The 26,313-nt window shown below is 70.3% G+C and carries 20 protein-coding genes and 4 tRNA genes; 14 read left to right on the forward strand and 10 right to left on the reverse strand.

Features of this window, described 5'->3' with window-relative positions; all coding sequences use genetic code 11:
• The first annotated feature begins 8 nt into the window (after window positions 1-8).
• From purD to K7G59_RS11370, 4 genes are all read left to right on the forward strand, one after another.
• Window positions 9-1,259, forward strand: a complete 1,251-nt coding sequence (gene purD, locus K7G59_RS11355; protein ID WP_225832969.1) for a phosphoribosylamine--glycine ligase — start codon at window positions 9-11, stop codon at window positions 1,257-1,259.
• A gap of 299 nt (window positions 1,260-1,558) precedes the next feature.
• Window positions 1,559-3,418 carry a hypothetical protein gene (locus tag K7G59_RS11360; protein WP_225832972.1) on the forward strand — a complete coding sequence of 620 codons (1,860 nt, stop codon included), beginning with the start codon at window positions 1,559-1,561 and terminating at the stop codon, window positions 3,416-3,418.
• Window positions 3,419-3,639: 221 nt separating this feature from the next.
• On the forward strand, window positions 3,640-5,115 hold the full coding sequence (locus K7G59_RS11365) for a N,N-dimethylformamidase beta subunit family domain-containing protein (RefSeq protein ID WP_225832975.1): 1,476 nt from the start codon (window positions 3,640-3,642) through the stop codon (window positions 5,113-5,115).
• 668 nt (window positions 5,116-5,783) lie between these two features.
• Complete coding sequence (locus K7G59_RS11370; protein WP_225832978.1) at window positions 5,784-6,680, forward strand: phosphoribosylaminoimidazolesuccinocarboxamide synthase; 897 nt, start codon at window positions 5,784-5,786, stop codon at window positions 6,678-6,680.
• A gap of 51 nt (window positions 6,681-6,731) precedes the next feature.
• On the opposite strand, the gene K7G59_RS11375 is transcribed toward K7G59_RS11370, so the two are convergent.
• The 4 genes from K7G59_RS11375 to K7G59_RS11390 form a co-directional block, all read right to left on the reverse strand.
• Window positions 6,732-6,807: transfer RNA gene (locus K7G59_RS11375), tRNA-Gly, on the reverse strand.
• Window positions 6,808-6,971: 164 nt separating this feature from the next.
• A tRNA-Gly gene (locus K7G59_RS11380) sits at window positions 6,972-7,044 on the reverse strand.
• An 82-nt stretch (window positions 7,045-7,126) separates the two neighbouring features.
• Window positions 7,127-7,198, reverse strand: a tRNA-Gly gene (locus K7G59_RS11385).
• A 199-nt stretch (window positions 7,199-7,397) separates the two neighbouring features.
• Window positions 7,398-7,715 (reverse strand): Lsr2 family protein, encoded by a 318-nt coding sequence (locus K7G59_RS11390; protein WP_030656924.1) that lies wholly within the window; start codon window positions 7,713-7,715, stop codon window positions 7,398-7,400.
• Between the two features lie 311 nt (window positions 7,716-8,026).
• Between K7G59_RS11390 and purS the strand changes: the two genes are divergently transcribed.
• The 3 genes from purS to purL are packed head-to-tail and all read left to right on the forward strand — an operon-like array spanning window position 8,027 to window position 11,231.
• Window positions 8,027-8,299 (forward strand): phosphoribosylformylglycinamidine synthase subunit PurS, encoded by a 273-nt coding sequence (gene purS, locus K7G59_RS11395; RefSeq protein WP_225832982.1) that lies wholly within the window; start codon window positions 8,027-8,029, stop codon window positions 8,297-8,299.
• Complete coding sequence (gene purQ / locus K7G59_RS11400) at window positions 8,296-8,976, forward strand: phosphoribosylformylglycinamidine synthase subunit PurQ (RefSeq protein ID WP_225832985.1); 681 nt, start codon at window positions 8,296-8,298, stop codon at window positions 8,974-8,976. The genes purS and purQ overlap by 4 nt, the downstream gene beginning before the upstream one ends.
• Entirely contained in the window at window positions 8,973-11,231 is a 2,259-nt protein-coding gene (gene purL, locus K7G59_RS11405; protein WP_225832989.1) for a phosphoribosylformylglycinamidine synthase subunit PurL, read from the forward strand. The genes purQ and purL overlap by 4 nt, the downstream gene beginning before the upstream one ends.
• Window positions 11,232-11,335: 104 nt before the next feature.
• Here the strand turns inward: purL and K7G59_RS11410 are convergent, their stop codons facing one another.
• Window positions 11,336-12,811: an MFS transporter gene (locus K7G59_RS11410; RefSeq protein ID WP_225832992.1), complete on the reverse strand. Its 1,476-nt coding sequence runs from the start codon at window positions 12,809-12,811 to the stop codon at window positions 11,336-11,338.
• Between the two features lie 95 nt (window positions 12,812-12,906).
• Between K7G59_RS11410 and K7G59_RS11415 the strand changes: the two genes are divergently transcribed.
• The 5 genes from K7G59_RS11415 to purM all read left to right on the forward strand — a co-directional run bounded on the left by K7G59_RS11415 (window position 12,907) and on the right by purM (window position 17,690).
• On the forward strand, window positions 12,907-13,545 hold the full coding sequence (locus K7G59_RS11415) for a TetR/AcrR family transcriptional regulator (protein ID WP_225832994.1): 639 nt from the start codon (window positions 12,907-12,909) through the stop codon (window positions 13,543-13,545).
• 10 nt (window positions 13,546-13,555) lie between these two features.
• The gene (locus K7G59_RS11420) at window positions 13,556-14,353 is read left to right on the forward strand and encodes a maleylpyruvate isomerase family mycothiol-dependent enzyme (RefSeq protein WP_225832997.1); all 798 of its coding nucleotides are present in this window, start codon (window positions 13,556-13,558) and stop codon (window positions 14,351-14,353) included.
• Window positions 14,354-14,388: 35 nt separating this feature from the next.
• Entirely contained in the window at window positions 14,389-14,850 is a 462-nt protein-coding gene (locus K7G59_RS11425; protein WP_225832999.1) for an META domain-containing protein, read from the forward strand.
• Between the two features lie 202 nt (window positions 14,851-15,052).
• Window positions 15,053-16,582, forward strand: a complete 1,530-nt coding sequence (gene purF / locus K7G59_RS11430; protein WP_225833001.1) for an amidophosphoribosyltransferase — start codon at window positions 15,053-15,055, stop codon at window positions 16,580-16,582.
• 34 nt (window positions 16,583-16,616) lie between these two features.
• On the forward strand, window positions 16,617-17,690 hold the full coding sequence (purM, locus tag K7G59_RS11435; protein ID WP_225833003.1) for a phosphoribosylformylglycinamidine cyclo-ligase: 1,074 nt from the start codon (window positions 16,617-16,619) through the stop codon (window positions 17,688-17,690).
• An 84-nt stretch (window positions 17,691-17,774) separates the two neighbouring features.
• On the opposite strand, the gene K7G59_RS11440 is transcribed toward purM, so the two are convergent.
• The gene (locus K7G59_RS11440) at window positions 17,775-18,032 is read right to left on the reverse strand and encodes a DUF3073 domain-containing protein (protein ID WP_225833005.1); all 258 of its coding nucleotides are present in this window, start codon (window positions 18,030-18,032) and stop codon (window positions 17,775-17,777) included.
• Between the two features lie 282 nt (window positions 18,033-18,314).
• Window positions 18,315-19,412, reverse strand: coding sequence for a Glu/Leu/Phe/Val dehydrogenase dimerization domain-containing protein (locus tag K7G59_RS11445; RefSeq protein ID WP_225833007.1), 1,098 nt, complete (start codon window positions 19,410-19,412; stop codon window positions 18,315-18,317).
• Window positions 19,413-19,612: 200 nt separating this feature from the next.
• Between K7G59_RS11445 and K7G59_RS11450 the strand changes: the two genes are divergently transcribed.
• Window positions 19,613-20,455: a hypothetical protein gene (locus K7G59_RS11450; RefSeq protein WP_225833009.1), complete on the forward strand. Its 843-nt coding sequence runs from the start codon at window positions 19,613-19,615 to the stop codon at window positions 20,453-20,455.
• Window positions 20,456-20,994: 539 nt separating this feature from the next.
• Window positions 20,995-21,201 carry a developmental transcriptional regulator BldC gene (bldC, locus tag K7G59_RS11455; RefSeq protein ID WP_003949541.1) on the forward strand — a complete coding sequence of 69 codons (207 nt, stop codon included), beginning with the start codon at window positions 20,995-20,997 and terminating at the stop codon, window positions 21,199-21,201.
• 514 nt (window positions 21,202-21,715) lie between these two features.
• On the opposite strand, the gene K7G59_RS11460 is transcribed toward bldC, so the two are convergent.
• The 3 genes from K7G59_RS11460 to hrpA all read right to left on the reverse strand — a co-directional run bounded on the left by K7G59_RS11460 (window position 21,716) and on the right by hrpA (window position 26,267).
• A complete protein-coding gene (locus K7G59_RS11460; RefSeq protein WP_225833011.1) occupies window positions 21,716-21,955 on the reverse strand; it encodes a DUF6274 family protein in 240 nt (79 codons plus the stop codon).
• 187 nt (window positions 21,956-22,142) lie between these two features.
• A tRNA-Asp gene (locus tag K7G59_RS11465) sits at window positions 22,143-22,217 on the reverse strand.
• Between the two features lie 96 nt (window positions 22,218-22,313).
• On the reverse strand, window positions 22,314-26,267 hold the full coding sequence (gene hrpA, locus K7G59_RS11470; RefSeq protein WP_225833014.1) for an ATP-dependent RNA helicase HrpA: 3,954 nt from the start codon (window positions 26,265-26,267) through the stop codon (window positions 22,314-22,316).
• Window positions 26,268-26,313 lie beyond the last annotated feature (46 nt).

The following is a 26,313-nucleotide window of genomic DNA, read 5'->3' on the forward strand; positions in this document are numbered from 1 at the left end:
TGAACCCCGTGAAGGTCCTCGTCATCGGCAGCGGCGCCCGCGAACACGCCCTGTGCCGCTCCCTGTCCCTCGACCCCGACGTCACCGCGCTGTACTGCGCCCCCGGCAACGCCGGCATCGCCGAGGTCGCCGAGCTGCACCAGGTCGACGCGCTCGACGGCGCTGCGGTGGCCGCGCTGGCCGTCGACCTCGGTGCCGACCTGGTCGTGGTCGGTCCGGAGGCCCCGCTGGTCGCCGGCGTGGCCGACGCCGTACGCGAGGCCGGCATCCCGGTGTTCGGCCCTTCCCGCGAGGCGGCCCAGCTGGAGGGCTCGAAGGCCTTCGCCAAGGACGTCATGGCGGCGGCCGGGGTGCCGACCGCGCGGTCGTACGTCTGCACCACCCCGGAGGAGGTCGCCGAGGCCCTCGACGCGTTCGGTGCCCCCTACGTCGTCAAGGACGACGGACTCGCCGCCGGCAAGGGCGTGGTCGTCACCTCCGAGCTGGAGGCCGCCAAGGCCCACGCGGCCGGCTGCGAGCGCGTCGTCATCGAGGAGTTCCTCGACGGCCCCGAGGTGTCCCTCTTCGCCATCACCGACGGCCGGACCGTCGTCCCCCTCCAGCCCGCCCAGGACTTCAAGCGGGCCCTGGACGGTGACGAGGGCCCGAACACGGGCGGCATGGGCGCGTACTCGCCGCTGCCGTGGGCCGACCCCAAGCTGGTCGAAGAGGTGCTGGAGACGGTGCTGCAGCCGACCGTGGACGAGCTGCGCCGCAGGGGCACGCCGTTCTCCGGTCTGCTCTACGCCGGTCTCGCGATCACCTCGCGCGGTGTCCGGGTCATCGAGTTCAACGCCCGCTTCGGTGACCCCGAGACCCAGGTCGTGCTGGCCCGCCTGAAGACCCCGCTGGCCGGCATCCTGCTCGCCGCCGCGAACGGCACCCTCGGCGACCTGGAGCCGCTGCGCTGGAGCGAGGACGCGGCCGTCACCGTGGTCATCGCCTCGCACAACTACCCCGGTACCCCACGCACCGGCGACCCGATCACCGGCCTGGACGAGGTCGCGGCGGAGGACGCCCCGCACGCGTACGTGCTGCACGCCGGGACCAAGCGGGACGGCGACGCCGTCGTCAGCGCGGGCGGGCGTGTGCTGTCCGTCACGGCGACCGGCGAGCACCTGGCCCAGGCCCGCGAGCGGGCGTACCGGGCGGTGGCCCGCATCCACCTCGACGGCTCCCAGCACCGCACGGACATCGCGGCGAAGGCGGCCGAGGCGTAAACCCACCGGTCACGCACGCCCCGCCCCAGGCCCCGGACACACATCCGGGGCCTGGCGCATTCTCAGCGCGATCCGGGGCCTGATCTTCGCTGTCTGTCACCCACCTCTGACCAAAGCCATTCCATCGGGTGAGCAATCAGCCATACAGCTGACGGGGGCCCGGGCCCCAACTAGGGTGCCGCGCAAGCGTTCCGGCACTTGGCCCACCGGCATTGCGATGTCAGTAACGGGTGCCACAGTGGGGGAGTGAGCAACGCCAGGACGGCAGCGGATCGGCAGGGAGGGGGTGAGGGCCGCTCGTGACCGGAATCGGAAGGGAGACGGGCGCGCAGGCCGCGCGTTCCCGGGCCCTGGCCGTGCTGCGCGTCAGGGGCCGGGCGCTGGGCGTGGCCCTGCTGCCCGCGGCAGCCGCGGTGATCCTGCTGACCGGCGGCTCCACCGGCCATATGGTCGGCCCGGGCTGGGACGCCGCCCGCTGGGCGGTGGGCGTGCTCGCCGTGCTCGTGCTGCTGGCCGCCGCCGGTATCGCCCTGGTCGTGGCCCGTGCCCGCCCGGCCGTGAGCCCCACGGTCCCGGTCTCTGAGCGGTCCGCCCCGGACCTGTACCGGATGGTGCGTGACCTCGCCGACCGCCTGGACGTCCCGGCCCCCTCCGCCATAGCGCTCACCCCGGACTGCGACAGCTGGCTGGAGGACCGCACCCACCCGGCCCACGCCCCGCCCCCGCGCCCGGTCCGCGACGAGATAGCGGGTCCTGGGCACCGCTTCCACGGCCGCGCGGCCACCGCCCCCGTCCTCGTCATCGGCTCCCCGTTCCTGTGGTGGATGCGGGTCGGTGAGCTGCGCGCGGTCCTCGCGCCGGTCGTCGCCGGTACGGGTCCGTCCGCGCACCCGGACATAGCCGCCGCCCGCCGTTTCGTACGCGGGCTGGACGCGGCCGTGGCCGTCGCCGCGCTTCCCGGCCGCCGTCCGCCCGTCCGCTGGGTGTGCGCAGGCGTCGGCGGGGTGGCCCGGCTGCTGCTGCGCGGCTGCCGGGAACACGCGGCGCAGATGGAGCGCGGGGTCGCGGCGGCGGCGGCCGAGCGCGCCCAGACGGTGGACTACGGCCTGCGGATCGTGGCCCAGGAGCAAGTCGGTCTGGCGTACGCCGGCTGGGACCGGCTGCTGACCAGGGTGGCGCTGCCCGCCTGGCGCATGGGCCGCTGGCCGGCCCGGCTGGACGCCGGTGTGGTGGCGGCGCTGACCGAGCTCTCCCGGCGCGACCGCCTCGCCGAGGGCTTCGCCTCCCGCCTCGGCGAGCGGCCCGCCTGCGACCTGCTGGAGGAGCCCGGCACGGTGGACGAGGCCGTCTCCCTGCTCGCCGCGCGCCTTTTCCACGGCCGGCCCGCCGAGCCCCGCCGGGACTGGGCGCCGGTGGACTGGCAGGCGTACCCGGAGGAGGTCGTGGACCGCACCTGGCGCGCCGACGCCGCCCGTCTGCACCGCGTCCTGGACTCCCTCGGTGTCCGCCCCTCCCTCGATCCCACGGCCCCCGACCCGGGCGGCCCCACCCTGGCCCGCGTAATGGACCACCTCACGGAACCCGCCGTCACCCGACAACGCCCCGAGGATGAGACACCCGGCGCGGAGACCGGCGAGGCCGCCGAGGCCGACAAAACAGCCGACAAAACAGACGAGACCGTCGAGGCGCAGGAGACATACGAGACCGGCGAGACCGGCGAGACCGGCGAGGACCACGACCACGAGGGCACGGGCTCCGGCACCGAGCGCAGCGCTGCCCTCGCCGCCGGGCTGAGTGCCGAGCTGGCGCGGGAGGAGGCCGCCGCGCCGAGCGCTGCGACCGCCCCCGGGCACGGGCCCGACAGCTCCCTGTGGGACGGCGGTGCCCTCCCGCTGTTCCCGCTGCAGACCCCGCGCACCGCCCGCGAACTCCTCGCCGACCACCTGACGGCGATGGTCTGCTGCGCGGCCGTCGACACCGCCGGCGCGACGCCTGGCCTGGACTGGCTCGACGGGCCGGCGCTGCTGCTGGACGGCAAGCGGGCCGCCGACCTGATGCCCAGGGTGCTCAGCCTGATCGAGGAGGGAGACCCTGGCCCGCTGCGCGACTGGCTGACCGCGTCCGGGATACGCGCGGAGAAGCCGGTGCGGCTCCTCTGACCAGGCGGTCCGCCCACCTGTCGCGCCCTGAGCCGGAGGGCCGTCTTCCATTTCTGGTCAATTTGCAACGAACGGTGACCGGACCCGTGCGTTATGTGATGTGCTGGGACCGACCACGCATCTGGCAAAGGCTTGCGACATACGACAGTGCGCACCAGCCAGCACCCAACAGCACCCGAGCAGAGCTATGAGCGCACGGGGGCACGAGGGAGGGGGCGTCCATGGCCTCGGACCACATCCGCCGCTGGGATTCCGGAGCGCTCGCTCACGCCGTCACGGACCCCTTCGGCCAGGGCCCGGTGCCCTGGCTGCGCGGCAGTGAGACCTACTTCGACGACACCGGTCACGTCGTGCCCTGGTACGTCGACCCGAACCCGCAGCGGTTCACCCGTGACCGCCCGCGCGTGCCCGGCCCCCGCTCGGCCGACGACGTGCACTGCCAGATCAAGGGGTTCACCGCGACCGGCGGCGTCCGGCCCGGTGAAGCGATCGACTTCCACGTCACGGTCGACCCACCGCAGGAGTTCGGCGTCGACGTCTACCGGATCGGCCACTACGGCGGCGACGGCGCAGCCAAGATCACCACCAGCCCCCGGCTCTCGGGCATCGTCCAGCCCCCGCCGCTGACCGCCGACCGCACCGTCTCCTGCCACCACTGGTGGCTCTCCTGGCGCCTCCAGGTGCCCACCTACTGGAACGTCGGCGCCTATGTGGCCGTGCTCACCACCGCCGACGGCTACCGCTCCCACGTGCCGTTCACGGTCCGCGACGACCACCCCGCCGACCTGCTCCTGCTGCTGCCCGACATCACCTGGCAGGCGTACAACCTGTACCCGGAGGACGGCCGCACCGGCGCGAGCCTCTACCACGCCTGGGACGAGCGGGGACGGCTGCTCGGCGAGGCCGACGCCGCGACGACCGTCTCCTTCGACCGTCCCTACGCGGGCGCGGGCCTGCCCCTGCATGTGGGCCACGCCTACGATTTCATCCGCTGGGCCGAGCGCTACGGCTACGACCTCGCCTACGCCGACGCCCGTGATCTGCACGCCGGCCGCGTCGATCCCACTCGCTACCGGGGTCTCGTCTTCCCCGGTCACGACGAGTACTGGTCCACGGCGATGCGCCGCACGGTCGAGGAGGCCCGCGACCACGGCACCTCGCTGGTCTTCCTGTCCGCCAACACGATGTACTGGCACGTGGAGTTGGGGCCATCGCCGTCGGGCGCCCAGGACCGGCTGCTGACCTGCCGCAAGCGCAAGGGCCCCGGCAGGCCGGTGCTGTGGCGCGAGATCGACCGGCCCGAGCAGCGGCTGATCGGTATCCAGTACGCGGGCCGGGTTCCCGAACCGCACCCGCTGATCGTCCGCAACGGGGACCACTGGCTGTGGGAGGCGACCGGCGCGCACGAGGGCGACGCGATCGAGGGTCTGGTCGCCGGCGAGGCCGACCGGTACTTCCCGCGTACCCCGCTGCCCGAGCACGACGAACGCATCCTGCTCGCCCACTCCCCCTACACCGACACCGCGGGGGCCGTGCGGCACCAGGAGACCTCCCTCTACCGCGCGCCCTCCGGTGCCTGGGTGTTCGCCTCCGGCACCTTCGCCTGGTCCCCGGCCCTGGACCGCCCCGGCCACCAGGACACCCGAATCCAGCGGGCAACGGCGAACCTCCTGGACCGCATCTGCAAACGCGACTGACCCACCCCTACACCACCGGCCCCAGCACCCCCGGCGTTCGGGCTCCCGAGGCCCTCGTCTCGGACGTGCGGCCTGGTGTTCCGGCCTCTGGGCGTACAGGCCGGCGTCCCCGGCCGCTCTACCCCGGCCTTGGCTCTTCTGGTTCCCCCGGGTTCTCCGGGTCCTCGGCCCGGCGGCCTGGTCCCCGGCTTCGGTCCCGGGCTTGGTTCTTGTGGTTCCCCCGCGTCCCGGGTTCTCCCGGTTCCCGGCCTCGGGTCGCTGGGCCGCAGGACCCGAGTCTTCGGGCCCGGGCCGCTCGGTCCTTCCGCCCCGGCCCCGGGTTTCCGGGCCTCGCCTCTCCCGGGGCGCCCGCCGCCCGCCGCCCGCCGCCCGGGTGCCCGCGGCCCTCCTAGGTCCCGGTCCCCGGCCTCATGGCTCTGGTCCCCGCTCCTGGCCACGACCGTCGGGCCTCCTGCCCCCCGGGCCCCCGCCTCCCGGCCTAACCCCGTCCCGCCCGCCCGCCCCGCCCGCCCGCCGACCTCGCCCGTCCCCCCTGTCCCGCCCCACCCCGCTCCCGGGTCCGCCCTCGGCCCCCCGAAACCCCGGACGCGTCACCGGCCCCCTGGCCGAAACTCATCGCCCGCATAAGGGAGAATCGAGGCACTTGGACAGAACCACGGGGAGGAACCGTGTCCGGATTCGTAGAAAAGCCCGAGCCGATCGAGGTTCCGGGCCTGGTGCACCTGCACACCGGAAAGGTGCGCGAGCTGTACCAGAACGAGGCGGGCGACCTCGTGATGGTCGCCAGCGACCGTATGTCCGCCTATGACTGGGTGCTGCCCACCGAGATCCCCGACAAGGGCCGGGTGCTGACCCAGCTCTCCCTGTGGTGGTTCGACCAGCTGCGCGACCTGGTCCCCAACCACGTGATCAGCGCCGAGGTGCCCGAGGGTGCCCCCGCCGACTGGCAGGGCCGCACGCTGATCTGCAAGTCCCTGAAGATGGTTCCGGTGGAGTGCGTGGCCCGTGGCTACCTCACCGGCTCCGGTCTGGTCGAGTACAACGAGTCCCGCACCGTCTGCGGCCTCGCCCTGCCCGAGGGCCTGGTCGACGGCTCCGAACTCCCCGCCCCGATCTTCACCCCGGCCACCAAGGCCGAGGTCGGTGAACACGACGAGAACGTCTCCTACGAAGAGGTCGCCCGCCAGGTCGGTCCGGAGACCGCCGCCCAGCTGCGCCAGGCCACGCTCGCCGTGTACTCCCGTGCCCGGGACATCGCCCGGGACCGGGGCATCATCCTGGCCGACACCAAATTCGAGTTCGGCTTCGACGGCGACAGGCTCGTCATCGCCGACGAGGTCCTCACCCCGGACTCCTCCCGCTTCTGGCCGTCCGACCAGTGGCAGCCGGGGCGCGCGCAGCCCTCGTACGACAAGCAGTTCGTGCGTGACTGGCTGACCTCGGCCGAGTCGGGCTGGGACCGCAAGAGCGAGCAGCCCCCGCCGTCGCTGCCGGAGCACGTCGTGGTGGCGACCCGGCAGAAGTACGTGGAGGCGTACGAGCGCCTGACGGGCACGAGCTGGTAAGAGCCGCAGAAAACGAAGAACCCCCCCGGCGCCGGCCGGGGGGGTTTTCTCTGGAGCGGACGACGAGGCTCGAACTCGCGACCTCAACCTTGGCAAGGTTGCGCTCTACCAACTGAGCTACGTCCGCACTGCGCTGTTGCGCGAGAGCAACTATACCCAACCTGGGACCCCGGTGAGACACACGGCCCGCCAGCTATCGGGGATGTGGCGACGCTCACACCACCGCAGCACCACAGGTCACTTGAGCAACACGAAAAGACCCCGGCCCAATGGACCGGGGTCTTTTTCCCGAGCGGACGACGAGGCTCGAACTCGCGACCTCAACCTTGGCAAGGTTGCGCTCTACCAACTGAGCTACGTCCGCACTGCTCCCGACCGGCTCCCACCGATCGGTGCGAGCACCAGCCTACCTGATCCACAAGAGTGGTCGTGACAACCGGTGCCAGAGCGGGTGACAGGAATCGCACACTGCGCCTTCCCCCTGGAAGGGGGATGTTCTGCTACTGAACTACACCCGCATGTACTCCGTGGGATCTGGCCTTCCGGCCTCGCCCCTCGGCGTGTCCCAGACACTAGCTGATCAGCAGGGGGGTAACGCAAGTCGGCTGTCCGGCCGGAGCGGGGAGGGGCGGGTGTGGGCGGCGCGCCCGGCCAAACGGGCGGCCCCCAGGGCTCGCTGACGGGCCCTGAGGGGTGCCCCTTCGCGGGCCCGCGGGCTCACTGGGCGGCGCTGAACGCCTCGTAGACCTTCTTCGGGATGCGGCCCCGGGCCGGAACGTCCATCTTGTTCGCCTGGGCCCAGGCGCGGACGGCTGCCGGGTCGGGAGCGACCTCGGTCTGCTTGTACGCCTTGCCGGAGCGGGAACGCTTGCGGCCGGCCTCCACGTAGGGCGCGAGCGCCTTACGCAGTTTCTTGGCGTTGGATTCGTTCAGGTCGATCTCGTACGACTTCCCGTCGAGTCCGAAGGCGATCGTTTCCGCCGCTTCCGAGCCGTCGATGTCGTCAAAGAGAGTGACCACGACCTTTTGCGCCACGAATATCGGTCCCTTCGTGCGGCACGTCGATACAGCTCACCGGCGATGACGTGCCGAGTATCGGCTATTGCCAATTCATTTGTACAGTGCCTGGCAATACAAAGTGAAGCCCTGCTAAATCCGCCGCGTGTCCCAGTGCATTACGTGTGGCGGCGGGGGCGGGGGGAACTTTTCCAGAACTTTTCACGGCCGCAGCCGTCCGTCACCCGATCGTGATGCCCATCACGTAGTTTCCTACAACTCTACTCGCGTAGAAATTTTGTGCGGGTACCCTGAAGGGACCTGCTCAGCACCACACACCGGGAGTGCCAGTGGCACGCGTCGTAGTCGACGTCATGCTCAAGCCGGAGATCCTCGACCCCCAGGGCCAGGCGGTCCAGCGTGCGCTGCCGCGCCTGGGATTCGACGGGATCTCGGACGTACGTCAGGGAAAGCGTTTCGAACTGGAAGTTGAAGGGCCGGTCGACGACGCCGCGCTCGCCCGCATCCATGATCTCGCGGAATCCTTCCTCGCCAACACCGTGATCGAGGACTTCACCGTCCGGGTGGAAGAGGTCGCGGAAGTCGCGGAGGCGGCCAAGTGACCGCTCGTATTGGCGTCGTCACTTTCCCGGGGAGCCTGGACGACCAGGACACCCGGCGCGCGATCCGCCTCGCGGGTGCCGAACCGGTCGCCCTCTGGCACAAGGACAAGGACCTCAAGCAGGTCGACGCCGTGGTGCTGCCCGGCGGTTTCTCCTACGGCGACTATCTGCGGGCCGGGGCCATCTCCCGGTTCTCGCCGGTGATGGAGACCGTGATCGAGCAGGCCAAGGACGGCCTGCCGGTCCTCGGCATCTGCAACGGCTTCCAGGTCCTCACCGAGGCCCACCTCCTCCCGGGCGGGATGCTCGGCAACGACCACCTCCACTTCATCTGCCGCGACCAGAAGCTGCGGGTGGAGAACGCGGAGACCGCCTGGACCAGCGACTACACGGCCGGCCAGGAGATCCACATCCCGCTGAAGAACATGGACGGGCGGTACGTCGCCGACTCGTACACGCTCGACAAGCTGGAGGCCGAGGGTCGGGTCGTCTTCCGGTACCTGGACTTCAACCCGAACGGCTCGCTGCGGGACATCGCCGGCATCACCAACGAGGCCGGGAACGTCGTCGGCCTCATGCCGCACCCCGAGCACGCCGTCGAGCCGCTGATCGGTACGGGTCGTACCGACGGCCTCCCGTTCTTCACCTCGATCCTCAAGAAGCTGGTCAACGCATGAGCAAGACGCCTCTGGACACGGTCGAGCACGCCGCCGCGACCCCCGAGGTCGAGCTGCCCTGGGCCGAGCTGGGCCTGAAGAAGGACGAGTACGACCGGGTCGTCGAGATCCTCGGCCGCCGCCCGACCGGTGCCGAACTCGCCATGTACTCGGTCATGTGGTCCGAGCACTGCTCGTACAAGTCCTCCAAGGTCCACCTCCGCCAGTTCGGCGAGAAGGCCCCGCAGAGCGACGCGCTGCTCGTCGGCATCGGCGAGAACGCGGGCGTGGTGGACGTCGGCCAGGGTTACGCGGTCACCTTCAAGGTCGAGTCGCACAACCACCCGTCGTACGTCGAGCCCTACCAGGGCGCGGCCACCGGTGTCGGCGGCATCGTCCGCGACATCATCGCGATGGGCGCCCGCCCGGTCGCCGTGGTCGACCCGCTGCGCTTCGGCGCGGCCGACCACCCCGACACCAAGCGCGTCCTGCCGGGCGTGGTCGCCGGCATCGGCGGCTACGGCAACTGCCTGGGCCTGCCCAACATCGGCGGCGAGGTCGTCTTCGACTCCTGCTACCAGGGCAACCCCCTGGTCAACGCCGGTGCCATCGGCGTGATGCGGCACGAGGACATCCACCTGGCCAAGGCCTCCGGCGCCGGCAACAAGGTCGTCCTGTACGGCGCCCGGACCGGCGGCGACGGCATCGGCGGCGCGTCGATCCTGGCTTCCGAGACCTTCGACGACGCCAAGCCCTCCAAGCGTCCGGCCGTCCAGGTCGGCGACCCCTTCCAGGAGAAGCTCCTCATCGAGTGCACCCTGGAGGCGTTCCGGGAGAAGCTGGTCGTCGGCATCCAGGACCTGGGCGCGGCCGGACTGTCCTGCGCCACCAGCGAGCTGGCCTCCAACGGCTCCGGCGGCATGCGCGTCACCCTGGACGACGTCCCGCTGCGCGACTCCACGCTCTCGCCCGAGGAGATCCTCATGAGCGAGTCGCAGGAGCGCATGTGCGCGGTCGTGGAGCCGGAGAAGGTCGAGCGCTTCCTGGAGATCTGCGAGAAGTGGGACGTCATCGCCACGGTCATCGGTGAGGTGACGGACGGCGACCGGCTGGAGATCTTCTGGCACGGCGAGAAGATCGTGGACGTCAACCCGCGCACGGTCGCGCACGAGGGCCCGGTCTACGAGCGCCCGTACGCCCGCCCGGACTGGCAGGACGCCCTCCAGGCCGACGACGCGGGCAGGCTTCCTCGTCCCGCCGACGCGCGCGAGCTGAAGGAGCAGGTCCTGAAGCTGGTCGGCTCGCCGAACCAGGCGTCCAAGAAGTGGATCACGCAGCAGTACGACCACTTCGTGCAGGGCAACACCGTCCTCGCCCAGCCGGAGGACTCCGGCATGATCCGCGTGGACGAGAAGACCGGCCTCGGCGTCGCCATCGCCACGGACGGAAACGGCCGCTACGCCAAGCTGGACCCGTACGCGGGCGCGCAGCTGGCGCTCGCGGAGGCGTACCGCAACGTGGCGACGACGGGTGCGAAGCCGCTCGCGGTGTCGGACTGCCTGAACTTCGGCTCGCCCGAGGACCCGGCGGTCATGTGGCAGTTCGCGGAAGCCGTCCGCGGCCTGGCGGACGCCTGCCAGCAGCTCGGCACCCCGGTGACGGGCGGCAACGTCTCGCTCTACAACCAGACGGGCGAGGCGGCCATCCACCCGACCCCGGTGGTCGCGGTGCTCGGCGTCATCGACGACGTGGCCCGCCGCACGCCGGTCGCCTTCCAGGAGGACGGCCAGCTGATCTACCTCCTCGGCGACACGCGTGAGGAGTTCGGCGGCTCGGCCTGGTCCCAGGTCGTCCACGACCACCTCGGCGGTCTGCCGCCGAAGGTCGACCTGGAGCGCGAGCGCCTGCTGGCCGAGATCCTGATCTCCGCCTCCCGCGACGGGATGATCGACTCCGCGCACGACCTGTCCGACGGCGGTCTGATCCAGGCGGTCGTGGAGTCCGCGCTGCTCGGTGGCAAGGGCGCGCGTCTGGTCGTCCCGGACGGCCTGGACGCCTTCACCTTCCTCTTCTCCGAGTCGGCCGGCCGCGCGATCGTCGCGGTGCCGCGCTCGGAGGAGGTCCGCTTCAACGACATGTGCGGTGCGCGGGGCCTGCCGGCCACCCGCATCGGTGTCGTGGACGGCGACGCGGTGGAGATCCAGGGCGAGTTCGCGCTCTCCCTGACGGAGCTGCGCGAGGCGCACGAGAACACGATTCCGGCGCTGCTGGCGTAACCCGTCGTACGTCACCGTCGTACGACGGTGAAGGCCCCGCCCGTTCAAGTCGACGGGCGGGGCCTTCCCGCACTCGCACCACGGAGGGCTTCGCACCGAAGCCCTCACAGGGCGGCCGGTGCCGCCTCCCCGGGCTGGGCCGGGCTGTCCTGGGCCGGGCGGGGCTTCGGCAGCAGCAGCGCCAGCAGCAGGCACAGGCCCATCAGTCCGGCCGCGCACAGGAACACCGTGTCCATCGCGGACACGTACGCCCTCACACCGGCCGCGCGGTCCGCTCCGCGCAGGGCGGCGAGGGAGCCGGCATCGCCGGGGCCGTCGTAGAGGCGGTTCAGCAGGGCACCGAAGAGGGCGGCGCCCAGGGCCGTGCCGAGGGTCTGGAAGAAGCGGATCGAGGTCGTGGCGACACCGAGCTGGTGGCGCGGGGCCGCCTGTTGCACCAGCTGGATCAGCTGGCCCAGGAGCTGGCCGAAGCCGAGGCCGACGAGCAGCAGGGCCGCGCGCAGCTGCCACAGTGAGGTGTCGGCGGCGGTGGCGGCCAGCAGCAGGAACGCGGTTGTACCCACCACGGAACCGCTGATCAGGAAGGTCCGCTCGGACCAGCCCCGTTCGGCGAGCCGCCCGCCGGCGAGGCCGACTGCCATGATGCCCGTCGCCATAGGGATCAGATACAGCCCGGCGGAGGAGCTGGTGATGCCGCGGACGAGCTGGAGGTAGACCAGCACGTAGTAGATCGCGCCGGTCATGGCCGCGCCCAGCAGGCCCTGGACGGCGAAGCCCAGGCGCAGTTCGGGGATCCGGAAGAGTGCGGGCGGCAGGATCGGTTCGGCGGCGGTGAACTGGCGGCGCAGGAAGAGCCCGAGCGTGCCTGCGGAGGCCAGAGCCACGCCGATGACCTGCGGGGACGTCCAGGCGTACTGCCTGCCGCCCCACTCGGTGACCAGCAGCGCAGTGGTGGAGAACGCGGCGGCGAGCGCGGCGCCGGCGAAGTCGATCGCGCGGCTGGTGGTCTGGCGGGGGAGCTTCAGCACGACCACGGCGGTGGCGAGCGCGGCGACGCCGAGCGGCAGATTGACGTAGAACGCCCAGCGCCAGCTCGCGTGGTCGGCGAGGAAGCCGCCGAGCCAGGGGCCCACGGCGATGCCACCGCCCGCGACGATCCCGCCGGTGCCGGCGCCCTTGTCCGGCCTCTCGCCGGGCCCCTTCAGCTGGGCGAGGACGACCATCGTCACGCTCATCAACCCGCCCGCGCCGAGACCCTGGACGGCCCGGGAGGCGATCAGCCAGCCCATGGAGGGGGCCGCGCCGCACAGCGCCGAGCCGGTCAGGAAGGCACCCAGGGCGCCGAGGAAGACCGGTTTGGCGCCGAGGACGTCGCACAGTCTGCCGTAGAGCGGGAGCATCGCGGCCGAGGCCAGCGAGAAGGCGCTCACCAGCCAAGGGATTGTGCCGATGCCGTGATCGGGGTCGAGGTCCCGGACGATCGGGACGGTGACGGCGGACACGATCTGGGTGTCCAGGACGGCCAGGACGATCGTGATCAGGCAGACGATGAGGCCGATCTTGCGCTGCGTGTCGGTCATGAACCGCACCATGCCCCAATAAATGTACTGAGTCAATGTTTTATCTGAGGCGAGATTTCGTCCTGGCCTAAAATTCGTCTTGGTAAGGTGTCGGCATGGCTGAGGCGATGGGGCTGCGCGAGCGCAAGAAGCAGCAGACCGCGATGCGGATCTACCGGACCGCCATCGCACTGTTCGCGGAGAAGGGGTTCGACGCGGTCTCGGTGCAGGAGATCGCCGACGCCGCCGAGGTCTCCAAGATGACCGTCTTCAACTACTTCGGCACGAAGGAAGACCTGGTCTTTCGCCCCATGGAGGAACACTTCTCCGACGCCGCCCGTGCCGTGCGCGAGCGGGCGCCGGGCGAGTCCGCGGTGGAGGCCGTCCGCAGGCAGTTCCTGGAGATGATCGAGTCTCGCGACCCCTCGGTCGGCCTGCACGCCGAGCCGTTCGCCCGCCGGATCCGCCAGGTCATCATGGCCACGCCTGTCCTGAAGGAGCGCGCATATGTCGCGTCCGAACGCGGCGCCCGGGAGCTGGCCGACGTGCTCACCGCGGAGACGGGTGACCCCACCCTGGCCCTGATAGCCGCTGCCACGCTCAACGTCACGCGCACCGCGCTCGTGGAGGAGCACCACCGCCGCATCGACGCCGGCGAGAGCGTCGACCAGGTGGCCGCTGACGCTGCCGAACGCGCCCGGCACGCCTTCGGCTTGGTGGAAAAAGGCCTGAAGGGCTACGCCGTGAAGGCATAGGCTCGGCGTCATGCCACCGGCCAGGAAGCGCACCCGCAGCTACGACCCCGCCAAGACCCGGGCGGCTGTCCTGGCCCAGCTCGGCCACGTACGGCAGGCCGTCCGTGGCCTGAGCCCCGAGCAGCTCGTGCTGCCCACCCGGCTCGGCGAGTGGACCGTACGCGAACTGGTCGTCCACATCGGGATGGCGCTCACCGCGATCCACCGCGCCCTGGACGAGCCGGCCCCGTCGAAGCAGGACGTCGCACTCGTCGAGTGGCCCTTCGGCACCGCCGTCAACGCCACGGCCATCGACGGCTTCACCCGGAAACTCACCGCGGACCACCCCGACCTCGACGCCTACCTCGCCGACGTCGACGAGAGCCTGCGCGCGCTGCTCGACACACACCCGGGGACCCGGCTCCTCGCCACCAGCGTCGGCGCGATGCCCCTGGACGACTACGTGGTCACCCGGACCGTAGAACTCGTCGTCCACACCGACGACCTGAACGCCGCCGTGCCCGGCCTGGAGGTGCCGTACGACCGCCAGGCCCTGGCCGCGGCCACCCGGCTGCTCGCCGACGCCCTCGCCGTGAAGGCGCCCGGCGGTTCCACCGAGGTGCGGGTGCCGCCGTACGCCGTCGTGCAGTGCGTCGAGGGGCCCCGGCACACCCGCGGCACCCCGCCCAACGTCGTGGAGACCGACCCGCTGACCTGGGTCCGGCTCGCCACCGGACGGATGACCTGGGGGGACGCGCTGGAGGGGGCGAAGGTCGGCGCGAGCGGGGAGCGGGCGGACATCGGAGGGCTGCTGCCGCTGATGACGTGACGGAACCGACGTCCACCGCAGGACGTCGAATCCGTATGAATCGGTACAAGCAGCGCACAGTCCTGACGGCGGTGGCCGCTCTCCTCCCCCTCGTGGTGGCCTGCGGCGGCAGAACGGCGGACAGTGGTGCCGTGGCCGCTCCCGAACCGGTGACCGGAGTCGAATGGCGGGTCGACAGCGTCACCGCCGGTGGCACCGTCCACCACACCCCTGCCGCCGCCTCCCCCCGCCTGCGCATCGACGCCGACGGCAAGGCGGCCGGCAACCTGGGCTGCAACCTGTTCAGCGCCCGCGCCACCGTGCACGGCGACCGGATCACGTTCGGGGACGTCCGTACGACCAAGATGGCCTGCGATCGCGCCCGTACGGCCTTCGAGCAGACCCTCGCCCGCACGCTCACCGCCGGCCCGCTCACCGCGCGGGTCGACGACGGGAAGCTGACGCTCACGGACGGCGACGGCGATGCCGTCCACCTCAGCCGCGGCGCGCCCGAATGATGTGCGACACCTCACTCATGCATGCGGCGAAGAGGCCCGCCGACCCGCCCCACAGCGCGTCCCGCACCCGGCCAGTCCACCGGTAAACCACTTCTGACCTGCAAGAACGCGGAAACCGCCAAGCTGATCGACAACCCCCGCTCTGTTACGGGCGCGTATCCCCAATTCGGACCAGTGGTCGATCTCGCCTACACTCGGTGGCGTGCCACGTGGTGACGGTCGACTCAATCACGATCTACTCCCCGGTGAGAAGGGCCCCCAGGACGCGTGTGGCGTCTTCGGTGTCTGGGCTCCGGGTGAAGAGGTCGCAAAGCTCACGTACTTCGGGCTCTACGCCCTCCAGCACCGGGGTCAGGAATCCGCGGGAATCGCGGTCAGCAATGGCTCCCAGATCCTCGTCTTCAAGGACATGGGGCTGGTGTCCCAGGTCTTCGACGAGACCTCTCTCGGTTCGCTCCAAGGTCATATCGCGGTCGGTCACGCCCGCTACTCGACCACCGGCGCCTCCGTGTGGGAGAACGCCCAGCCGACGTTCCGTGCCACCGCGCACGGCTCGATCGCGCTCGGCCACAACGGCAACCTGGTGAACACGGCGCAGCTCGCCGAGATGGTCGCCGAGCTGCCGAAGGACACCCATGGCCGCTCCACCCGGGTCGCGGCCACCAACGACACCGACCTGCTGACGGCCCTGCTGGCCGCCCAGGTCGACGAGGACGGCAAGCCGCTGACCATCGAGGAGGCCGCGCACGCGGTCCTGCCGCGGGTCCGGGGCGCCTTCTCGCTCGTCTTCATGGACGAGCACACCCTCTACGCCGCCCGTGACCCGCAGGGCATCCGCCCGCTGGTCCTCGGCCGCCTGGAGCGCGGCTGGGTGGTCGCCTCCGAGACCGCCGCGCTGGACATCTGCGGCGCCAGCTTCGTCCGGGAGATCGAGCCGGGCGAGTTCGTCGCCGTCGACGAGAACGGCCTGCGCACCTCGCGATTCGCGGAAGCGAAGCCCAAGGGCTGTGTCTTCGAGTACGTGTACCTGGCCCGCCCGGACACCGAGATCGCCGGCCGGAACGTGTACCTCTCCCGGGTCGAGATGGGCCGCCGTCTCGCCAAGGAGGCCCCCGCCGAGGCCGACCTGGTCATAGCGACGCCGGAGTCCGGCACCCCGGCCGCCATCGGCTACGCCGAGGCGAGCGGGATCCCGTTCGGCGCGGGTCTGGTCAAGAACGCCTACGTCGGCCGCACCTTCATCCAGCCCTCGCAGACGATCCGCCAGCTCGGTATCCGCCTGAAGCTGAACCCGCTGAAGGAAGTCATCAAGGGCAAGCGCCTGGTCGTCGTGGACGACTCGATCGTGCGCGGCAACACCCAGCGGGCCCTGGTGCGCATGCTGCGCGAGGCCGGTGCCGCCGAGGTCCACATCCGGATCTCCTCGCCGCCCGTGAAGTGGCCCTGCTTCTTCGGTATCGACTTCGCCACCCGCGCGGAGCTGATCGCCAACGGCATGACCATCGAGGAGATCGGCACCAGCCTCGGCGCGGACTCCCTGGCCTACATCTCCATCGACGGCATGATCGAGGCGACCACCATCGCCAAGCCGAACCTGTGCCGCGCCTGCTTCGACGGCGAGTACCCGATGGAGCTGCCGGACCCTGAGCTGCTCGGCAAGCAGCTGCTGGAGACCGAGCTGGCCGCCGGGCCGGCCGCCACGGCCGCGGCCGACGCGATTCGTCGCCCGTAAGCCCCGTAGAAACCAACCCGAAAGATCCCAGGCAATGTCTGAGAGCCGTTCCACCGGTGCTTCCTACGCGGCTGCCGGAGTCGACATCGAGGCGGGCGACCGCGCCGTAGAGCTGATGAAGGAGTGGGTGAAGAAGACCCAGCGCCCCGAGGTCCTGGGCGGCCTCGGCGGCTTCGCCGGGCTCTTCGACGCCTCCGCCCTCAAGCGCTACGAGCGTCCCCTTCTCGCCTCCGCCACGGACGGCGTCGGTACGAAGGTCGACATCGCACGCCAGATGGGTGTCTACGACACCATCGGCCACGACCTGGTCGCCATGGTCATGGACGACATCGTGGTGTGCGGTGCCGAGCCGCTGTTCATGACCGACTACATCTGTGTCGGCAAGGTGTACCCGGAGCGGGTCGCCGCCATCGTCAAGGGCATCGCGGAAGGCTGTGTGCTGGCCGGCTGCGCCCTGGTGGGCGGCGAGACGGCCGAACACCCCGGACTGCTGGGCGCGGACGACTTCGACGTCGCCGGCGCCGGTACGGGCGTCGTGGAGGCCGATCGGCTGCTGGGCGCGGATCGCATCCGTAAGGGTGACACCGTGATCGCCATGGCGTCCTCCGGGCTTCACTCGAACGGGTACTCCCTGGTCCGCCATGTCCTGCTGAACACGGCGGGCCTGTCCCTGGACGCGGAGATCGCCGACCTCGGCCGCACCCTCGGCGAGGAGCTGCTGGAGCCGACGAAGATCTACTCGCTGGACTGCCTGGCGCTGACCCGCACCACCGAGGTGCACGCGTTCAGCCACATCACCGGCGGTGGGCTGGCCGCGAACCTGGCCCGGGTGATCCCCGACGGGCTGCACGCCACCGTCGACCGCTCCACCTGGACCCCGGGCGCGATCTTCGACCTGGTCGGCCGGACCGGCAGCGTCGAGCGCCTGGAGCTGGAGAAGACCCTCAACATGGGCGTCGGCATGATGGCGATCGTCCCCGAGGAGTCCGCCGACGCGGCCCTGACCACGCTGGCCGACCGCGGGGTCGAGGCGTGGGTCGCGGGCGAGATCACGGACCGTGGCGACCAGGAGACCGGCGCCGAGCTGGTGGGCGACTACGCCGCCTGAGCCCGCGGGGTCGGCTGGACCTGCGGACAGCACAGAAGCCGGTCGGTGGCTGTGCCACCGACCGGACTGGTGCTCAAAGCAAGGTCAAGCGCCGCGACGGTGCTGCGAGGGACCCTCGTCCTCGTCCTCGTCGTCGTCGTCCTCATAGAGGTCGGCGTAGCGCGAGTACAGATCGTCGTCGTCATGCTCATCGGCGTCCTCGAAGCGGTCGCCGTTCGGCGACTGGTTCGACGTCGATGCGCCCAGCTCCTCGGCCAGGCGTGACAAGTCCGTCCCGCCGCTGTTGTACTTCAGCTGGCGGGCGACCTTCGTCTGCTTGGCCTTGGCCCGGCCGCGCCCCATGGCTCGACCCCCTCAACGACGGGGCTCGATGGCCCCTGGTTGACACGCGTTCATGATTCCCGACGGTCTCTCTGTGAGAGCCCGCCTGTAGGGCTTCCACGGTACCTGAGCCCGCGCCCATACGGTACGTCGCCCGCAGCACGCGCGTGTGCACAGGACCATCAAGGCGCCCTGTCCTTGCTGGTCAGTGGCGATTTTAACCACTTATCCGGGCCCGACCCGCCGGTGGAAGTGAGAGTTCTCTCTAAGTTCCCGCCGGCGGGTACCGTTCATGTGTGCGAATCAGCGCGCCGCGCGGGCCTCCGCCATGCGCTGCTCGGCGATCCGGTCGGCCGCGGCGGCCGGCGGAATCCCGTCTTCCTTCGCGCGTGCGAAGATCGCCAGCGTGGTGTCGAAGATCTTCGCGGCCTTCGCCTTGCACCGCTCGAAGTCGAACCCGTGCAGCTCGTCGGCCACCTGGATGACACCGCCGGCGTTCACCACGTAGTCGGGCGCGTAGAGGATCCCGCGGTCGGCGAGGTCCTTCTCCACGCCCGGGTGGGCGAGCTGGTTGTTGGCCGCGCCGCACACCACTCGCGCGGTGAGCACCGGCACGGTGTCGTCGTTCAGGGCACCGCCCAGGGCGCAGGGAGCGTAGATGTCGAGCCCCTCGACGCGGATCAGGGCGTCGGTGTCGGCGACGGCCGTGACCCCCTCCGGGTGCTCGTCGAGGATCCGCTGGACGGCGTCCGCCCGCACGTCCGTGATGACGACCTCGGCGCCCTCGTCCAGCAGGTGCCGGACCAGGTGGTGGCCGACCTTGCCGACGCCGGCGATGCCGACCTTGCGTCCGCGCAGCGAGGGGTCGCCCCACAGGTGCTGGGCGGAGGCGCGCATGCCCTGGTAGACGCCGAAGGAGGTGAGGACGGAGGAGTCGCCCGCGCCGCCGTTCTCGGGGGAGCGGCCGGTGGTCCAGCGGCACTCGCGGGCCACGACGTCCATGTCGGCGACGTAGGTGCCGACGTCGCACGCGGTGACGTAGCGCCCGCCGAGCGAGGCGACCATGCGGCCGTAGGCGAGGAGCAGCTCCTCGGTCTTGTCGCGCTCCGGGTCACCGATGATCACGGCCTTGCCGCCGCCGTGGTCCAGGCCGGCCATGGCGTTCTTGTACGACATGCCGCGCGAGAGGTTGAGGGCGTCCGCGACGGCCTCCGCCTCGGTCGCGTAGGGGTAGAAGCGCGTGCCGCCGAGGGCGGGGCCCAGAGCGGTGGAGTGGATGGCGATCACGGCCTTGAGGCCGGTGGCGCGGTCCTGGCAGAGCACGACCTGCTCATGGCCACCCTGGTCCGAGTGGAAGAGGGTGTGCAGGACGCCGGCGGATGCGCCAGTTACGTCGGTCACTGTGGTGACTCCTGTGTAAGTAGCGGCGGGTGGGGAGTGGCTCCCGTATGGGTGGCGGGGGCCGTGGGATGAGCGTAGAGCCTGCGGTCACCCGCCATCTGCCCAGTGTTCAGGATCACCCTCGCGTGCCGCTCGCGCGCACACCGACGTGGCACGATTTGCAGTGGTTTCGAGACCGGTGTGACGGGGAGGGAGCAGGCGTGCCCAAGGTGTCCTCGGTGATCGTCCCTTATGCCGCGTACCTGCGTGTCTACGAGCCGCTGGCAGCCTTCCCGGAGCCGGAGCGGACCCACTGGGCGCGCTACGCCCGCCGCCCCGACCGCCCCTCCTACCAGGACGAACTGCGCCGCTCCCTCGCCGACTTGCTGCCCACTCCGCCGATCGCGGTACCGGTGCACGAGAGCAGTGACGCCTTCGTGCTGGAGACCGACGGGGTGGTCTGCGTGTGCCCCTGGCGGACCCGGCTGCGCGGCTGGCAGGCGCTCAGCGGCCTCGCCGGGGAACTGCCGCAGCCGCTGCTGGACGCGGTACTGCCGCCGGTGGTGCGCGACCAGGCCGCCCGGGACTACGAGCGCTGGCTCGACCGCAACCCCGACGCCCGGCCCTGGATCCGCACCGCGACCTGGCAGGTGCCGCTGAACTGGTTCGTGCTGGTCGCCGACGAGGAGCGCCGCTACGACAAGGGGACCGGCGAGGTGCCGCCGATGCTGCGGTACCGCACGCCGATGGTGCAGGCCCGGCGGCGGGTGGCGCGGGCGCTGCGCGCGCTGAAGGACGCCATCGGGGAGGGGCCGCTGATCGACGGCCTGGTGGACGTCGGCCGCTGGCTGGAGGAGTTCCACCCGCGCGCGCTGGTGGAGCTGGACTACGGCGGCCTGGTGCACGTGGTGCCGGCCGGTGAGCTGGAGGACGACCACTCGGCGGCGGACGTGGCCCATGGCATCGAGGCGCTGCGCCAGGGCGACGGGACGGCCGCTGGGGAGGCGTACGCGCGGCTGGTGGAGCGGTGGCGGGCGGTGCGGGACCTGCGTTCCGCGAATTGAGTGCAGAAGAGTCGCTGCGAGTGACGTACATCACGGTCGAAATGGCCTCGAACGACGTACCGTCTACGACACTTGACCACCTGACGGGACGTAGGTCCCGATCCGGGCTTTTGTCCCAAGGGTGATGGACGGCACGTACGCGGCTCTTGCGCCTCTTGCCGACCCTCATGCCAAAATAGGACAAGGAGCCCGGGGAGGGCTCTGTCCGTCCTATTGTGCTCAACTATGGGCGGAATCTCAGCATTGCACGCTTTGGGGGGTCCGGTGCCTCCTGATCGCCACTGTGACTGATCGTCACAGTGGCGTGACTGTCCGCTATGGCATGGTCCATCGGCTTCCGTCGCTGATGAACACCTGGGAGGGCAATTCCATCGGTTTGGCCGACGGGGCTGGACAGATGGTGTAGTTGTAGTGCCGAGGACAAGCCGTTCGTCCTATAACCGACTCGACTCGCGTCCGCCATTTCGGGCAACGCGGGTCAAGGTGCAGAATTTAGAGGAAAGAACCGAGAAGGTTCGGTTCTCCCGAGGAGGCCGCTCATGACCGCTCGCACCCCTGATGCCGAGCCGCTGCTGACCCCCGCTGAGGTCGCCACCATGTTCCGCGTCGACCCGAAGACGGTCACGCGGTGGGCGAAGGCCGGCAAGCTCACGTCCATCCGTACGCTCGGTGGGCACCGCCGCTACCGCGAGGCCGAGGTGCGCGCACTGCTCGCGGGCATCCCGCAGCAGCGCAGCGAGGCCTGAACAACCGAATAACCGGGCAAAACGGACGGCCCCCCATCCGTCCGAGGCGCCCGAAACCCTAGCTCCACACGACGCGGGACCTGCCCCAACAGGACCCACGCCCGAGCCGATCAGAACTTTCCATGGCGGCGACACGGGGTGCGTCGTCGATCGCGCTGGACTCCGCCGGGTCCAGCGCGATCTTTTTATGCGCGCGTTCGCGCCCGGCTCGCGTGCCCGTTCGCACGTGCGGTTCCTGTGCGAGCGATTGTGTGCGGGGTTCTGGCCGGTGACCTGAGTGGCAGGTGTGACGCATGTGACGAGCCGTTTGTGAGTGCAGTGCAATTGCACATATTAAATTGACCGGTTGTAGGGCGTGGGTAAGAGAGACAGTTTCAAAAACTCTTCCAGTGACACCCGTCACATCTTCCGCGCCTTGCTGCCTCCCGCTCGCCTGCGCTAGCGGAACCACGCATTCCAGCGTGCCACATGCGCAAGGGAGTTGGAGCCATCGCTGGCGTCGGGGCGCTGTTGGTCAGGCGTGTCGGGGGCCTTCGTCCACGCCGGCCTCCTGCTCCGCGTGTTCCGGCTCCAGGTGTTCCGGCTCCAGGTGTCCCGGCTCCAGGTGTCCCGGTGTGCTCGGGGCGGAATCCATCGCCAGGCGCAGCAGCTGACGGCATATCGGGCAACAGCGGGTGAGGTGCCGGTAGGACGAGGCGGCCGACAGATGGGCCCTCAGAAGCGCCCGTGTCTCGTGCCTGACGGATGCCGCCATACGCCACCTCCGGGCCGCACATGGGAACGGGAGCCTGGTTTCTAGGTACCGAGGGAACGTGCCACCGTCAACCCCGGGAACGGCCCGCGGTGGGCGTCAGCAGGCTCGTGCCCCCGGTCCTCGGCCGGGCGGCTTCCCGGACGGCAACAGCAGAAGGGCCCCCGCTCGGGGGGCCCTTCTCTCAATGCGGTCCTGACGGGATTTGAACCCGCGGCCTCCACCTTGACAGGGTGGCGAGCACTCCAAACTGCTCCACAGGACCAGGTTTCGCGGCGCTTGGCTTGCTGCGTTGCGCTGCGAGAAGAGACTGTACAGGAGGTGAGCCCGATGGTCGAACTCACCCGCTGTACACGGATAGTCACGGGACGGCGGCGTCGATCGCCTTGACGATCCGCTTGTCGGAGACGGGGTACGCCGTGCCCAGCGCGTGGGCGAAATAGCTGACCCGGAGCTCCTCGATCATCCAGCGGATGTCCAGCACCTGCTGCGGCACCGGCCGGCCCTGCGGAAGCTGCTCCAGGAGCCAGGCGTACTCGTCCTGCATCTCGTGGACCTTCTCCATGCGGGTGGTGTCCCGCTGGACCCCGGTCGGCATCTGCTGCAGGCGCCGGTCGGCGGCAACCAGATAGCGCATCAGGTCGGGGAGCCGCCGTATGCCCGCCCACGTCACAAAACCGGGCTTCACAAGGGCGTCCAGCTGCTTGCGGACGTCCGTGAGGTTCGCCAGCAGCGCGGGGCTGCCAGCGGCCTTCAGACGGCGTTCACAGGCCTGCCAGGCCGTGAGCACCTGCTGCACCTGGGCGACCGTGCGGACGGTCGTGTCCACGATCTCCGCGCGCACCCTGTCGTACAGCTTCCGATACGACTCCTCGTCCCACACCGGCCCGCCGAAGTCAGCGATCAGCTTGTCCGCCGCCGCCGTCGCGCAGTCGTCGAACAGCGCCTGGATCGAGCCGTGCGGGTTCGCGGACAGGGCGAGCTTCTGGGCGTTCGTCAGCTTCTCCGACGCGAACTTCGCCGGATTCACCGGGATGTTGCGCAGGATCAGCCGACGCGTGCCCTTCCACATCGCCTCCGCCTGCTCGGCCTCCGTGTCGAAGAGGCGGACGGAGACCGTGTCGCCGTCGTCCACCAGCGCCGGGTAGGCCTTCACCGGCTGCCCGGCCCGGCGCGTCTCGAAGACCCGGGTGAGGGTTCCGATCGTCCAGTCGGTCAGGCCCGCGCGCTCCAGCGACTCGCCGCCCTCGCGGGAGGCGGTCTCCGCCGCGGCCTGGGACAGGGCCTTGCGGGCCTTCGGCTTCAGGCGCAGCTGCAGCGCCTGCAGATCCTTGTCCTCGGCGAGCTTACGGCGGCGTTCGTCGACGATCCGGAAGGTGATCCGGAGGTGGTCGGGGACCTTCGCCCAGTCGAAGTCGTCCGCCTCGAAGGGCACGCCGACCATGCGCTTCAGTTCCCGCGCCATCGTCACCGTCAACGGCTCCTGAAGGGGCACCGCCTTCTCCAGGAACGCCTTCGCGTAGTTCGGCGCGGGCACGTAGTGGCGGCGGATCGGCTTCGGCAGGGAGCGGATCAGCTCGGTGACGAGCTCCTGCCTGAGACCCGGGATCTGCCAGTCGAAGCCCTCGTCGGTGACCTGGTTGAGGACCTGGAGCGGGACGTGGACCGTCACACCGTCCGCGTCCGCGCCCGGCTCGAACTGGTACGTCACCCGGAACTTCAGCTGTCCCTGCCGCCAGCTGTCCGGATAGTCCGCCTTGGTGACCGCCTCCGCCGACTCCCGGATGAGCATCTCCCGCTCGAAGTCCAGGAAGTCGGGCTGCTCCTGCCGCTTCCGCTTCCACCAGGAGTCGAAGTGGGCACCGGAGACGACGTGTTCGGGTACCCGCTGGTCGTAGAAGTCGAAGAGGGTCTCGTCGTCCACGACGATGTCCCGGCGGCGGGCGCGGTGCTCCAGCTCCTCGACCTCGCTGAGGAGTTTGCGGTTGTCCGCGAAGAACTTGTGGTGTGTGCGCCAGTCGCCCTCGACCAGCGCGTTGCGGATGAACAGCTCGCGCGAGACCTGGGGGTCGATCCGGCCGTAGTTCACCTTGCGCTGGGCGATGATCGGGACGCCGTACAGCGTCACCTTCTCGTACGCCATCACGGCCGCCTGGTCCTTCTCCCAGTGCGGTTCGCTGTACGTGCGCTTGAGCAGGTGGCCGGCCAGCGGCTCGACCCACTCGGGCTCGATCTTCGCGTTGACCCGCGCCCACAGGCGGCTCGTCTCCACCAGCTCCGCCGACATCAGGAACCGGGGCTGCTTCCTGAACAGCGCCGAGCCCGGGAAGATCGCGAACTTGGCGTTGCGGGCACCCAGGTACTCGTTCTTGTTGCCGTCCTTCACGTCCTTCATCCTGATGTGGGAGAGCAGGCCGGCGAGGAGGGAGACATGGACGCGGTCGGCGGGGGCGTCGTCCTCGTTGACGTGCATGCCCATCTGCTTGGCGACCGTACGCAGCTGGGTGTAGATGTCCTGCCACTCGCGGATGCGCAGGAAGTTCAGGTACTCCTGCTTGCACATCCGGCGGAAGGAGCTGGAACCGCGTTCCTTCTGCTGCTCGCGCAGGTACCGCCACAGGTTCAGGTAGGCGAGGAAGTCGCTGGTCTCGTCCTTGAAGCGGGCGTGCTGCTGGTCGGCCTGGGCCTGTTTGTCGGCCGGGCGCTCGCGCGGGTCCTGGATGGACAGCGCGGCGGCGATGACCATGACCTCGCGGACACAGCCGTTGCGGCCGGCCTCCAGGACCATGCGGGCCAGGCGGGGGTCGACGGGCAGCTGCGCCAGCTTGCGGCCGGTGTCGGTCAGGCGCTTGCGCGGGTCCTTCTGCGCGGGGTCCAGTGCGCCCAGCTCCTGGAGCAGCTGCACGCCGTCGCGGATGTTGCGGTGGTCCGGCGGGTCGATGAAGGGGAACTTCTCGATCTCGCCCAGGCCGGCCGCGGTCATCTGCAGGATGACGGAGGCCAGGTTCGTCCGCAGGATCTCCGCGTCCGTGAACTCCGGTCGGGCGAGGAAGTCGTCCTCGGAGTAGAGCCGGATGCAGATGCCGTCGCTGGTCCGTCCGCAGCGGCCCTTGCGCTGGTTGGCGCTGGCCTGCGAGATCGGCTCGATGGGGAGCCGCTGGACCTTGGTGCGGTGGCTGTAGCGGCTGATCCGGGCGAAGCCCGGGTCGATGACGTACTTGATGCCGGGGACGGTGAGGGACGTCTCGGCGACGTTGGTCGCCAGAACGATCCTGCGCCCGGTGTGCGGCTGGAACACCCGGTGCTGCTCGGCGTGCGAGAGCCGGGCGTACAGGGGCAGGATCTCCGTGAACCTGTACTTCTTCTTCTCCAGGGCGTCGGCCGTGTCCCGGATCTCCCGCTCACCGGAGAGGAAGACGAGGATGTCGCCCTTCCCCTCGGCCATCAGCTCCTCGACGGCGTCGGTGATGGCGGTGATCTGATCCCGGTCGGCGTCCGCGGCATCCTCGGCGTACTCCTCCAGGAGGGGCCGGTAGCGCACCTCGACCGGATACGTCCGTCCGCTGACCTCGATGATCGGGGCGTCGCCGAAGTGCCGGGAGAACCGCTCGGGGTCGATGGTCGCGGAGGTGATGACGACCTTGAGGTCGGGCCTGCGCGGCAGCAGCTGGGCCAGGTAGCCGAGCAGGAAGTCGATGTTGAGGGACCGCTCGTGGGCCTCGTCGATGATGATCGTGTCGTAGGCGCGCAGCTCGCCGTCGGTCTGGATCTCGGCGAGCAGGATGCCGTCCGTCATCAGCTTGATGAAGGTGGCGTCCGGGTCGACCTGGTCGGTGAAGCGCACCTTCCAGCCGACGGCCTCGCCGAGGGGTGTGTGCAGCTCCTCCGCCACGCGCTCGGCGACGGTACGGGCGGCGATCCGCCGGGGCTGGGTGTGCCCGATCATGCCGCGTACCCCGCGGCCCAGCTCCAGGCAGATCTTCGGGATCTGCGTGGTCTTTCCGGACCCGGTCTCACCGGCGACGATGACGACCTGGTGATCGCGGATGGCCTCGGCGATCAGGTCCTTCTTCTGGCTGACGGGCAGCTGCTCGGGGTAGGTGACGGCGGGCACGCCGGTGCGCCGCCCGGCCATGCGGGTCTCGGCCTTGCCGATCTCGCCCTCGATCTCGGCGAGGACGGTGGCACGGGCCTCCGGCTTGCGGATCTTGCGCGCACCTTCGAGCCGCCTGCCGAGCCGATGCGCGTCGCGCAGCGACAGCTCGGTCAGACGGGGGGCAAGGGTGGCGAGGGCGGGGGCTGGATGCGTAGACATACGCGGTCCAGGATCTCACCTCACCGAAATCACTGGCGAACGATTT

This window comes from Streptomyces sp. NK08204, from assembly GCF_020400585.1.
Taxonomy (GTDB): domain Bacteria; phylum Actinomycetota; class Actinomycetes; order Streptomycetales; family Streptomycetaceae; genus Streptomyces.

Bases quoted from the DNA above. Each gene is read 5' to 3' on its own strand.
- K7G59_RS11365 (WP_225832975.1), top strand. From the start codon at position 3,640: ATGGCCTCGGACCACATCCGCCGCTGGGATTCCGGAGCGCTCGCTCAC.
- purL (WP_225832989.1), top strand. From the start codon at position 8,973: ATGAGCAAGACGCCTCTGGACACGGTCGAGCACGCCGCCGCGACCCCC.
- K7G59_RS11410 (WP_225832992.1), bottom strand. From the start codon at position 12,811: ATGACCGACACGCAGCGCAAGATCGGCCTCATCGTCTGCCTGATCACG.
- K7G59_RS11415 (WP_225832994.1), top strand. From the start codon at position 12,907: ATGGCTGAGGCGATGGGGCTGCGCGAGCGCAAGAAGCAGCAGACCGCG.
- K7G59_RS11420 (WP_225832997.1), top strand. From the start codon at position 13,556: ATGCCACCGGCCAGGAAGCGCACCCGCAGCTACGACCCCGCCAAGACC.
- K7G59_RS11425 (WP_225832999.1), top strand. From the start codon at position 14,389: ATGAATCGGTACAAGCAGCGCACAGTCCTGACGGCGGTGGCCGCTCTC.
- purM (WP_225833003.1), top strand. From the start codon at position 16,617: ATGTCTGAGAGCCGTTCCACCGGTGCTTCCTACGCGGCTGCCGGAGTC.
- K7G59_RS11440 (WP_225833005.1), bottom strand. From the start codon at position 18,032: ATGGGGCGCGGCCGGGCCAAGGCCAAGCAGACGAAGGTCGCCCGCCAG.
- bldC (WP_003949541.1), top strand. From the start codon at position 20,995: ATGACCGCTCGCACCCCTGATGCCGAGCCGCTGCTGACCCCCGCTGAG.
- K7G59_RS11460 (WP_225833011.1), bottom strand. From the start codon at position 21,955: ATGGCGGCATCCGTCAGGCACGAGACACGGGCGCTTCTGAGGGCCCAT.
- hrpA (WP_225833014.1), bottom strand. From the start codon at position 26,267: ATGTCTACGCATCCAGCCCCCGCCCTCGCCACCCTTGCCCCCCGTCTG.